Source organism: uncultured Sphingomonas sp., assembly GCF_913776855.1.
In the GTDB taxonomy this organism is placed as follows: domain Bacteria; phylum Pseudomonadota; class Alphaproteobacteria; order Sphingomonadales; family Sphingomonadaceae; genus Sphingomonas.
In genome coordinates, this window is record NZ_CAJYQD010000033.1 from 62,710 (window position 1) to 74,402 (window position 11,693).

The 11,693-nt window shown below is 66.3% G+C and carries 8 protein-coding genes; all 8 read left to right on the top strand.

Going from position 1 to position 11,693, the window contains the following annotated elements:
- Window positions 1-92 precede the first annotated feature (92 nt).
- The 8 genes from QZ755_RS09530 to QZ755_RS09565 all read left to right on the top strand — a co-directional run bounded on the left by QZ755_RS09530 (window position 93) and on the right by QZ755_RS09565 (window position 11,660).
- A complete protein-coding gene (locus QZ755_RS09530; protein ID WP_294322324.1) occupies window positions 93-413 on the top strand; it encodes a hypothetical protein in 321 nt (106 codons plus the stop codon).
- Between the two features lie 57 nt (window positions 414-470).
- The gene (locus tag QZ755_RS09535) at window positions 471-1,784 is read left to right on the top strand and encodes a TolC family protein (protein WP_294322231.1); all 1,314 of its coding nucleotides are present in this window, start codon (window positions 471-473) and stop codon (window positions 1,782-1,784) included.
- Window positions 1,781-2,938 (top strand): efflux RND transporter periplasmic adaptor subunit, encoded by a 1,158-nt coding sequence (locus QZ755_RS09540; RefSeq protein ID WP_294322235.1) that lies wholly within the window; start codon window positions 1,781-1,783, stop codon window positions 2,936-2,938. Before QZ755_RS09535 ends, QZ755_RS09540 begins: the two co-directional genes overlap by 4 nt.
- Window positions 2,939-2,942: 4 nt before the next feature.
- Window positions 2,943-6,164 (top strand): CusA/CzcA family heavy metal efflux RND transporter, encoded by a 3,222-nt coding sequence (locus tag QZ755_RS09545; RefSeq protein ID WP_294322237.1) that lies wholly within the window; start codon window positions 2,943-2,945, stop codon window positions 6,162-6,164.
- Window positions 6,165-6,481: 317 nt separating this feature from the next.
- Complete coding sequence (locus QZ755_RS09550; RefSeq protein WP_294322240.1) at window positions 6,482-7,510, top strand: glycoside hydrolase family 5 protein; 1,029 nt, start codon at window positions 6,482-6,484, stop codon at window positions 7,508-7,510.
- A gap of 528 nt (window positions 7,511-8,038) precedes the next feature.
- Window positions 8,039-9,289 carry an MFS transporter gene (locus QZ755_RS09555; protein WP_294322242.1) on the top strand — a complete coding sequence of 417 codons (1,251 nt, stop codon included), beginning with the start codon at window positions 8,039-8,041 and terminating at the stop codon, window positions 9,287-9,289.
- Complete coding sequence (locus tag QZ755_RS09560; protein ID WP_294322245.1) at window positions 9,286-10,413, top strand: metallophosphoesterase; 1,128 nt, start codon at window positions 9,286-9,288, stop codon at window positions 10,411-10,413. The genes QZ755_RS09555 and QZ755_RS09560 overlap by 4 nt, the downstream gene beginning before the upstream one ends.
- Window positions 10,410-11,660: an arsenic transporter gene (locus tag QZ755_RS09565; RefSeq protein WP_294322246.1), complete on the top strand. Its 1,251-nt coding sequence runs from the start codon at window positions 10,410-10,412 to the stop codon at window positions 11,658-11,660. Before QZ755_RS09560 ends, QZ755_RS09565 begins: the two co-directional genes overlap by 4 nt.
- Window positions 11,661-11,693: the final 33 nt, after the last annotated feature.

The window sequence follows — 11,693 nt, forward strand, 5'->3', positions numbered from 1 at the left end:
GCCCTTACGTCCATTGGCCGGTAGCGTCACCCTGGACGAGCGACCCGATGACAGATCGTCAGCCATGCGCTAGACACCGCGTCGTGAGCCGAATGCTGCGCCTGTTCCTGATGCTGATGGTGTCATCGCTGGTGATGACAGCGGCGATCCATGCGCGTGAGATTCCGGGACCGGTTACGATCGAATGCAGCGGTGCGGTGCATAACGAGGGTGACGCCGACCAGTCGCAGGGCGATATGGATCAGGCGCTTCCGCACCATCACGGCACCTGCCACGGATCATCGCTGGATCTGCCGGCGAGTGGCACGCTGACCTCGATCGCCGGCACGGACGGTCTGCAGCCCTTTCCTGCCCCTGCCAGCGCGTTCGCATCGCGACTGGTCGACCCTGCGCTGAGGCCCCCGGCCGCCTGACGACACCCGCTGGCCGGCAATCGCCGGCCCGACATGTTCTGTCAGGATCGATATCCCATGAAAAATATGCTCGCGGCCATGCTGGTCGTGGCGTCGTGCGCATCGATGGCGCAGGCGCAGCAGGGGGCGTTGCCGAAGGCGGCCAACCCGTCCGAAACTCCATCTACGCCATGGCCGCATCCCGGTTTCTCGCTCGATCAGGCGGTAGCTGCCGCCGGCGGTTCCGCGCCCGCGATCGATGCCGCCGCGGCGTCGACCGAAGCAGCACAGGCAGCCCGGACCGTAGCCGGACTCCGGCCGAATCCCGTCGTCCAGGGGCAGGTCGAGAATATCGTCGGTTCCGGTCCGTATCAGGGCCTACGAAGTGCCGAGACGACGATCGGAGTCGCGATCCCGATCGAGCTTGGCGGCAAGCGCGGTGCGCGCATCGGTGTTGCCGATGCGCAGATAGCGCGCGCCCAGCTTCAGAGCGCGATCGTCGCCGCCAATATCCGCGCGCAGGTCACGCAACTGTACATCGCGGCGGTCGCCGCCGAACGACGCCTGCTGGCGGCGCAGGACCAGGCGCGGATCGCGGCTGAGGTACTGCGCGCGGCGGGCGTCCGGGTACAGGCAGGACGGGCATCGCCGCTCGAACAGCAACGCGCGGATGTCGCCCGCGTCAACGCCGACGCCATGGTCGAACGCCTTACCCGGCTCGCCGGAGCCGCACGCGAGAACCTCGCACGGCGCATCGGCTCCCCGATCAAGGGCAGGTTGGATACCGGCTTGCTCGACCGGCTGCCACCGGCGACCTTCGGTCCGGCAGTACCAGCACGGGCCGCCGGGACGCTTGCGCTTGCAGCGGCCGATGCCGATCTTGCCATCGCGGACGCCGGCATCCGGCTCGCGCGCGCCAACCGCATACCCGACCTCAATGTCGGACCGGCGCTCCGGCGACTGGAGGCGACCAACGACACCGCCGCAGTCTTTGCGATCTCGGTCCCGATCCCGCTCTTCGACAACGGCCGTGCCGCCATCGCGGCGGCAGGTGCCGAGCGGATGCGGGCCGACGCGGTACGCCGCGCGACCACACTCGATGTCGAACAGTCGATTACCGATGCACAGGCCGAGGCGGACAATGCGGCGACTTCCGCGCGCGCAGCCGCCGGGCCGGCGCTGGCGGCGGCTACCGAAACCGTACGGATCGCCCGGATCGGCTACCGCGAAGGCAAGTTCGGGCAGCTCGACCTGCTCGATGCCGAACGCACGCTTGCCGAAACCCGCGTCGCCGCGATCGACGCGCTTGCCAGCTATCACGATGCCCGTGCGCGACTGGAGCGGCTGACCGCGCCCGCGCCGACCACCATTATCCGGGGAACCGATCGATGAAGACCATCCTGACGGGCGGCCTCCTGCCGTTCGCCCTCGCATTCGGACTGGCGGCCTGCGGCAGCGATCCGGACGGCCGGAACGAAGCCGCCGCCGAAGCGAAACCCGATAGCCACGGGACCGCCCATGCCGATGAGGGGGCGGTGACGCTCTCGGCGGAGCAGATCGCTGCCGCCGGCGTACAGATCGGGCGCCCGCTGACCGGCAGCGCGGGGACGATCGAGCTGCCGGCGACCATCGAAGGCGACCCGCAGGGGATGCAGGTCGTGTCGGCCGCGATCGGCGGGCGGATCGTCGCGCTGACGCGCAACCTCGGCCAGTCGGTCGGGCGCGGGCAGATGATCGCCGTCATCGAAAGCCGCGAAGCGGCGCAATTGAAGGGTGAGGTAGAGGCATCGCGTGCCCGCCTGTCGCTGGCCAACGCCAATCTCGCGCGCGAGCAGCGGCTGTTCGCGCAGCGCGTATCGCCCGAACAGGATCTGGTCGCTGCGCGTACCGCCGCGACCGAAGCGCGCATCGCCTACCGACTGGCGCAGAGTCAGGTGTCGGCTGCGGGTGGTGGCGGCGGCGGGCTGAACCGGATCGGTATCGCCGCGCCGATCGCCGGACAGGTCATCGCCCGGCCGGTCGTGCTGGGACAGACGGTCGCGGCGGACAGCGAGCTGTACCGCATCGCCGACCTGCGCCGGGTATCGCTGGCGCTCAACCTGAAGCCCGAGGATGCCGGTCGGGTAGCGCCCGGCACTGTCGTCCGCGTGACCGCACCGGGGCGTCAGGCGAGCGCACGGATCAACTTCGTATCGCCCGCACTCGATCCGCAGACACGACAGGTACCGGTCATCGCGACGCTGGACAATGGCGGCGGCCAGTGGCGCGTTGGGGAGCCGGTCATCGCATCGGTCCAGCTGCGCACCAGCGGCGGCGGCAACGCGGTCCGCGTGCCGACGACGGCCGTACAGACGGTCGAGGGGAAATCAGTGGTGTTCGTCCGGACGCCGAAGGGGTTCCAGGCGACCCCGGTCACCCTGGGCGATGCCGCGGGCGATACCGTCGTCCTCCGCTCCGGCCTCACGGGTCAGGAACGGATCGCCACCACCGGCAGCTTCACGCTCAAGGCCGAACTCGGCAAGGGCGAAGCAGCGCACGAGGATTGATGCCATGATCGCCCGTATCGTCACCTGGGCGGTGGAGAAGCGCTGGCTCGTCCTCCTCCTCACTGCCATCGTCGCCGTGATCGGCGGCTATTCGCTCTACCGGCTGCCGATCGACGCGGTGCCGGACATCACCAACAATCAGGTGCAGATCAACGTCCGTGCGCCCGCGCTGTCCCCCGAACTGGTCGAGAAGCAGGTATCGTTCCCGATCGAAACCGCGCTGGCCGGTATTCCGGGGCTGGAGAACACGCGCTCGCTCAGTCGCAACGGCTTCGCACAGATCACTGCGGTCTTCGATGAATCCACCGACATCTATTTCGCCCGCCAGCAGGTCGGTGAGCGGTTGCAGGGCGTCACGGGGAACCTGCCAGCCGGCGTGAACCCCGAAATGGGTCCGATCGCAACCGGGCTGGGTGAGGTCTATATGTGGACCGTCCGGCTCGAACACCGCGACGACGACAAGCATCGCCCCGGCGAACCGGGGCAGCAGCCGGACGGAAGCTACATCACGCCCGAAGGCGAACGCCTGACGAGCGAGGAGGACAAGGCGACCTATCTGCGTACTGCGCAGGATTGGATCGTCACGCCGCTGTTGAAGAACGTACCCGGCGTGGCGGGGATCGATTCGATCGGTGGCTATGCCAAGCAATATCTGGTCGTTCCCGACATACCGAAGCTGGCGTCGCTCGGCATCACGCTGACCGACCTTGGCACCGCGCTGGAAAAGAACAACACCAGCGTCGGCGGCGGCTTCGTCGACCGCAATGGCGAGGGGCTGGCGGTCCGGTCGGATGCGCTGGTGCGCAATGCCGGCGAACTGGCGCGCACCGTCGTCGCCACCCGCGAAGGTGTGCCGATCACGCTGGATCAGGTCGCCACAGTCCGCACGGGCCAGGCGATCCGGATGGGTTCGGCGTCGGAAAACGGTACGGAGGTCGTCGTCGGTACCGCCGTCATGCGGATCGGCCAAAACAGCCGAAACGTCGCGACCGCCGTGTCCGAACGGCTGAAGGCGATCAATGCGTCCCTGCCACCCGACGTGGTGGTACAACCGGTCCTCGATCGCACCGCGCTGGTCAATTCGACCATCCGGACGGTGGCGCAGAACCTGTCGGAGGGCGCGTTGCTGGTCGTCGTCGTCCTGTTCCTGCTGCTCGGCAATTTTCGCGCCGCGCTGATCGCTGCGGCGGTCATCCCGGTCACGATGCTGCTGACCGGGTTCGGGATGCTCCGGCTGGGCGTTTCGGCGAACCTGATGTCGCTGGGCGCGCTCGACTTCGGGCTGATCGTCGACGGCGCCGTCATCATCGTCGAAAATGCGCTGCGGCGCTTGGCCGAGAAGCAGCACCATGAGGGCCGGCTGCTGAGCGTGGCGGAACGGACGGAGGTCGTGGCGAAAGCGGCGCGTGAAATGATCCGGCCGTCGGTATATGGACAGGCCATCATCATCCTGGTGTACGTCCCGCTGCTCACGCTGACCGGCGTGGAGGGCAAGACGTTCGTGCCGATGGCGTTGACCGTCATCATCGCATTGCTGTTCGCCTTCGTCCTGTCGCTGACCTTCGTCCCCGCGGCGATCGCCCTGTGGTTGTCGCGGAAGGTGATCGAGGAGGACGGGCGCATCATCGCTTGGCTCAAACGGCGCTACGAACCGGGTCTGGCCAGCGCGATGCGGCGTCCGTCGATCACGATCGGCGCCGGCGTGGTCAGCCTTGTGCTGGCGGCGCTCGCCTTCACCAGCCTCGGCCAGGTCTTCCTGCCGCAGCTCGACGAAGGCGACCTGCTCATCCAGTCGCTGCGCATCCCGGCAACGTCGGTCCAGCAGAGCCAGGCGATGCAGGTGCCGATCGAACGCATGATCGCACGGCAGCCGGAGGTGCGGTTCGTCTTTTCGAAGACGGGTACCGCGGAGCTGGCGTCGGACCCGATGCCGCCCAACGCGACCGACATGTTCGTCATTCTGAAGCCGCGTGCCGAATGGCCCGATCCCAAACTGGAAAAGGCGGCATTGGTCGAACGGCTGGAAAGCAGATTGGCGCGGTTCCCCGGCAACGCATATGAGATCACGCAGCCGATCCAGATGCGGTTCAACGAACTGATCGCCGGCGTGCGCGGCGATATCGCGGTAATGATTTTCGGCGACGACTTCACTGCCATGAACCGCACCGCCGAACAGATCGCCGGGGTCCTGCGCGATACGCCGGGGGCGGTCGATGTGAAGGTCGAACAGACGACGGGGCTTCCGATGCTCGACATCCGGGTGAACCGCGATGCGATGGCGCGGGTCGGCGTCACCGCGCAGGATGTGCAGGACATAGTTACCGCGACGATCGGCGGACGGGAGGCCGGCATGATCTTCGAAGGTGACCGGCGGTTTCCCGTCGTCATCCGCCTGGCGGATGCCGAACGCGCGGATCTGGGCCGGATGGAACAGGTGCAGGTACCGGTTGCCGGCGGGGGGTATGTACCGCTGTCGAGCGTTGCCGACATCGGCGTCGTCGACGGGCCGAACCAGATCAGCCGCGAGAACGGCAAGCGCCGCGTGGTCGTCCAGGCCAATATGCGCGGGCGCGACGTCGGCAGCGTCGTGGCGGATGCGCAGGCAGCCGTGGAGCGCGGGGTGCGCCTGCCGGCCGGCACCTACCTAGAATGGGGTGGGCAGTTCGAGAATCTCCAGTCCGCGAGCCAGCGGCTGAAGCTGGTGGTGCCGGCCTGTTTCGTGTTGATCCTGCTACTGCTCTATGGGGCGTTGGGGTCGGTGCGGGACGCGGCGATCGTGTTCACCGGCGTGCCGTTCGCGCTGGTCGGCGGCGTCCTGTTGCTGTTCGTTCGCGGCATGGACTTTTCGATCTCCGCCGCCGTCGGGTTCATCGCGCTGTCGGGCATCGCCGTCCTCAACGGTCTCGTGATGGTCAGTTCCGTCCAGGACCTGATCCGGTCCGGCATGGACCGGGCAGAGGCGGCGCGGACCGGCGCGATCCAGCGCTTGCGTCCCGTCGTCATGACCGCGCTGGTCGCAAGCCTCGGCTTCGTGCCGATGGCCTTCGCCACCGGCGCCGGCGCGGAGGTACAGAAGCCTTTGGCGACCGTCGTCATCGGCGGGCTACTCTCGGCGACGCTGCTGACGCTGTTCGTCCTGCCGACGCTCTATGCGCGGTTCGGGCAGCGGGTGCGGGCGGATGCGGAGAAGAAGACGCAATCCTTCGCCCAGTGCAGCGATGGCTGACGGCGAAGCGGCATGGTGGACTTTTCCCGGAAAGCACGCATCATGGCCGGGATCGCTGCCGCGGCCTTTCCGCGTCATGTACCGCAGGGGCGACGTCAATATCCAGGGACAACAGGATGACCCGACAGCTAGACTATCTGGCAAAACCCCTGCGCATGGGAAGCAATGCTGCTCTGGCTGCCATGGCGATCGGTCTGATCGCCGGCTGTTCCGGTGCCGGCAGCGCCTCCGGAACCGTATCCGCGGCACCCGCACCGACGCCTACGCCTACGCCGTCAGCCCCACCGACGACGACTGCGGCGCAGTTCGCCGCACAAATGGCACCGGGCTGGAACCTCGGCAATTTGCTGGAAGCGATCGGCAATGCCCCTGCCCCGGCAACCGCGTCGCAGGAAACGGCATGGGGTAATCCGGTCGTATCGCAGGCCTTGCTGAAATCGGTCGCGGCGGCAGGCTTCAAGAGCATCCGCATTCCGGTATCGTGGAAACAATATGCCGACGCCGACGACCGGATCGCATCCGCCTGGTTCGATCGCGTCGCGCAGGTGGTCGATCAGGCACGGCAGGCCGGGTTGATCGTCATCATCAATGTTCATTGGGACGGCGGCTGGCTGCAACCGACCTATGCCGATCAGGCGGCGGCCAACGCGCGGCTCAAGAGCTTCTGGACCCAGATCGCGACACGGTTCCGCGACTATGACGATCGACTGCTGTTCGCCGGCACGAACGAAGTGATGGTGAAGGACAATTACAACGCACCGACTGCCGAGAATTGCGCCGTGCAGAACGGCTTCAACAAGGTGTTCGTCGATGCGGTACGCGCCACCGGCGGCGGCAATGCGAACCGCTACCTCGTCGTGCAGGGCTATAACACCAACATCGATCACACCATCGCGTGCAATGCCTCGCTCCCGTCCGACAACGTTGTCGGACGCATGATGATGGAGGTCCATTACTACGACCCCTATGATTTCGCGCTGAATGAAAAGAGCGCGATCTGGCAATGGGGCGCGGCCGCGACGGACCAGAAGGCGGTGCAGGCCTGGGCAAACGAACAATATGTCGATGCGACGTTTCAGAAGATGAAGGTGACCTTCGCCGATCGGGGCATACCGGTCATCCTCGGTGAATATGGTGCGATCGCCAAGACCGAGTATGATCCGACCCAGAAATACCGGACCGAATGGGATCGATACGTTACCCGGTCGGCAGTGCAGCACGGGATGGTACCGATCTATTGGGACAATGGTCCGACCGGCAATCACACCCTGGGGCTGTTCGACCGCACCACCGGTCAGACCGTACATACGACTATCGTCAAAACGATTGTGGAGGCCGCGAAATAGGGGCGTTGCCGATACCGGATTGCCTGCAACGTGCGGCGTCCGGTTCGGCGTTTTCCATCTGATGGCTGGGCGTGTTTTGCGGATAGGTCGGGCGCTTTTTGGCGGCAGTACTCTTCGCCCGTTTGCATCCGTTGACACGCCCGCCAGCGTTGGCTGGGCGGGGCGAACTGGCCCACGCGCAATCCTAAGGCGGCGAAATTAAGTATATCCTACAGCAACATAAGGGGCATCCCGATTATCGCGGCTCGGTTTTCATACCGCGTCTTATCGATTGCCCACTCGCCACGAACATCACCCATGTAACAATAATTCTATATTGTATCGGAACAGATTCATCACGTTGCTCGATTAGCCGCGAACCATGCCAGCGTCGGTCGGCGTTCCTGTTCACCCTGCCGCCAGAGGTTCGTTTCGACTTCTCGGCCGGGCGCTTCCGAACAGATTGACCGGGCCTGGAGGAGTATGAGCGACGCGCCGCGAAGCGCGTCGTTCGCCTGTTTGCGCGTATGAACGACGGGAAAACACGTAATGGCAACCGTGATCGCTCCTTCCAGTCCGGCGCGTACGCCGTCCGGAAAACCGCCATCGGGAACGCTTGATGCGCTGAATTTCTTTCTCGCCGACGTACGAGATGGCCTCGGGCCCTATCTCGCCATCTACCTGCTTGTCGTGCGCGGTCCGTCGCATGGCTGGAACGAGGCGACGGTCGGTCTCGTCCTGACGATCGCCGGCATCGTCGGCCTGTTGTCGCAGACGCCGGCCGGCGGCTTGATCGACCGGGCAAGGAACAAGCCGCGTATCGTCATCATCGCTGCGTTGCTGGTGACCGCCAGTAGCCTGTCGTTGCCGATCGTATCGGGCTTTACCATGGTGACGATCACCCAGTCGATTGCGGCGGCGGCGGGTGCGATCTTCGCTCCGGCCATCTCGGCGATCACGCTGGGGCTGGTCGGTCCCAAGCTGTTCGCGAAGCGCGTGGGTCGAAACGAAGCGTTCAACCATGCCGGCAACGCGGTGTCGGCCGGGCTGGCGGGGGTACTGGCGTGGTCGTTCGGGCCGGTGGTCGTCTTCTGGCTGATGGCGGCGCTGACCGTCGCCAGCGTCGTGGTGTCGGCCCGGATCAACAACGACGACATCGACAACGCCGTCGCTCGCGGTCTGGACTGCGAGGCGGAAGACGGCTGTGAAGAGCCGAGCGGGTGGAAGACGCTGGTCGAAAATCGACCGCTGATGATCTTCGCACTCGCCGCCTTCACCTTTCACCTGGCCAATGCCGCGATGCTGACATCGGTCAGCCAGCTATTGGGCCGCACCGTGGGTACGGACAAGGCGACGTCACTGACCGCCGCCTGCATCGTTGCCGCGCAACTGGTGATGGTGCCGGTGGCGATCGTCGTCGGTCGTAATACCGAACGCTGGGGAACCAAGCCCATGTTCCTCGCCGCGTTCGGCTTCCTCGCGGTCCGCGGCGCGCTCTACACCCTGTCGAACGATCCGTGGTGGCTGGTCGGGGTGCAGGCACTCGACGGCATTGGAGCGGGCATCTTCGGGGCGCTGTTCCCGGTGATCGTCGCCGACCTGACCAAGGGATCGGGCCGCTTCAACGTCGCGCAGGGCGTCGTGTCGAGCGTCTTCGGCCTCGGAGCTGCGCTATCGGCCACACTGGCGGGATCGATCATCGTCTGGGCCGGATATAGCGCGGGCTTTTTCACGTTGGCGGCGATCGCCGCGATCGGCTTCGTTCTGTACCTGACCGCCATGCCGGAGACGCACAAGTGACGCGCCCGCCCGTACTCAGCTGGGTCCATGTCGGTGACCTGCACATGGACGAGGCCAATGGCTGGGAAAGCCGCGATCGATTGGCGGCGATCATCGCCGAAATCAACGCCCATATCGGCGACGCCGCCGATTTCGTCTATCTGCCGGGCGACAATGCCAATCACGCGACCGTCGGGCAATATCGCGTCATCACCGATACGCTGGCCCCGCTTCGCCTGCCCTACCGCGTGATTCCCGGCGACCATGACTATGAACTGGGCGACCTGGCGAACTATGACGGCGCCTTCCCCGCCGCAAACCGGCCGGAGGCGGAGGTGATCGGCGGGCATCGCTGCATCTTCCTCGACATCGTATCGGCGGGTGCGGGCGGCCCGGACTTCCGGCTGACCATGCATCACCGCAACCGTCTGCTGGCCGAACTGGCGCGGGCGGAGGCCGAGGGTCAGGTACCGGTCGTGTTCATGCACGCCTATCCCGGCGACCTGGCCGCGGATGGCGAGGATATTGCCCGTATCCTCGCCGACGCCCGCGTGGCGTTCGTCGATACCGGCCACACCCATTATAACGAACTGCTGAACGACGGTCGGGTCATCTATGGCGCGACCCGGTCGACCGGAGAGATCGAGGAGGGCGACGGGCGACCCGGCTTCTCGATCGTTACCCTGCATGGTCGCGTGCCGAGCTGGCGCTTCAAGGAAACCGGCGGTGTCTGGCCGTTCGTCCAGATCGTCGCGCCCGCCGACCTACGTCTGGTGACGCGCCCTGCCGACCCGACCCAGGTACCGCGCCCCGGCTTGGTCGAGATCGTCGCCAAACTGTTCGGTGCCGGCGATGTCCCGGTGCTGCTGTCGGTCGATGACGGCGCCGCCGTACCGATGACGACAACCGACGACGGCGCGCTGTGGTCGGCGATGGTCGACCTGGCGGCAGGCGCGCATCGCATTGCCGTCACGGCCGGGGAGGACCGGGATGTGATCAAGATACTCGTGCGCGGCGAAACGGATATTCCCCGTCGCGGCATGCCGATCGCCCCCGGCCGCGACCTACACCATATCGGTGCATGGCCCGAACACGGCATTTCGGGTACGCAGCTCGGCCCCAACAAGAATGGACGACATTGGTGATCCTTGCGACCGGAGCGACCTGGGGTATCTGCGCAGCGGCGACCGCGGCGGTCATCGCGCGGCCGTTCCGCTGGCCGGAGGCGATCTGGGCGCTGGCCGGGGCGGGACTGCTGCTGATCCTAGGCCTGATGCCGCTATCGGCGGCGCTGGGCGCGGTGGCGAAGGGCGGCGACGTCTATCTGTTCCTGATCGGCATGATGCTGCTGAGCGAGGTCGCACGCGCCGAAGGGTTGTTCGACTGGGTAGCGGCCACCGCCGCGATCCATGCCCGCGGATCGACCTCGCGGCTGTTCGCGCTGGTCTATGTAACCGGCATCGTCACGACGACGTTCCTGTCGAACGATGCGACCGCGGTGGTGCTGACACCGGCGGTCTATGCCGCTGCGAAGAAGGCGAAGGCCGATCCCCTGCCCCTCCTCTTCGCCTGCGCGCTGATCGCCAATGCGGCCAGCTTCGTCCTGCCGATTTCCAATCCCGCCAACCTCGTGCTGTACGGGGGCAGGATGCCGCCGCTGGGCCAGTGGTTCGCCTCGTTCGCCCTCCCCTCCGTCGCGGCGATCGGCATCACCTTCCTCGTCCTGCGCTGGCTGGAACGCGACCGGTTGGCGGGGACCTGCGTCAGCACCGTCGAGCGTACGCCGCTGACGCCGGGTGGCAAGGCGGCGTTCGTCGGCATCGTCGCTACGGCGGCAGTGCTGCTGGTGGTATCGGCGCTCGACATCGAACTCGGGCTGCCGACCGCGATTGCCGGCATCCTAACCACACTGACGGTCTGCGCGATCGCGCGTTCTTCACCCGTCATGCTCCTGCGCGATGTGTCGTGGAGCGTTCTGCCGCTGGTCGCCGGGCTGTTCGTGCTGGTCGAGGCGCTGGACCTGACCGGGGTGATCGGGCAGGTCGCCGCCGCGCTCCGGGCCGCCTCGGCCGATCCGGTGCCGGCAGCCGCGATGTCGGGCACCATCCTGGCCTTTGCGTCGAACCTGATGAACAACCTTCCCGCCGGGCTGGTCGCCAGCACCGCGGTCGCACAGGCGCAGCCGCCGCGACTGGTAGTCGATGCGTTGCTGATCGGCGTCGACCTGGGTCCCAACCTGTCGATCACCGGCAGTCTGGCGACGATCCTGTGGTTGCAGGCAATCCGGCGTGAGGGGCAGGATGTCGGCTTCTGGCGGTTCCTGAAGATCGGTGCGGTCGCGATGCCCCTGGCGCTGCTCGGGGCGCTCGGAACGCGGATCGCGCTGGGATAGCGTCCGATCCTGCCAACCGCCTGCTCGCAAGCG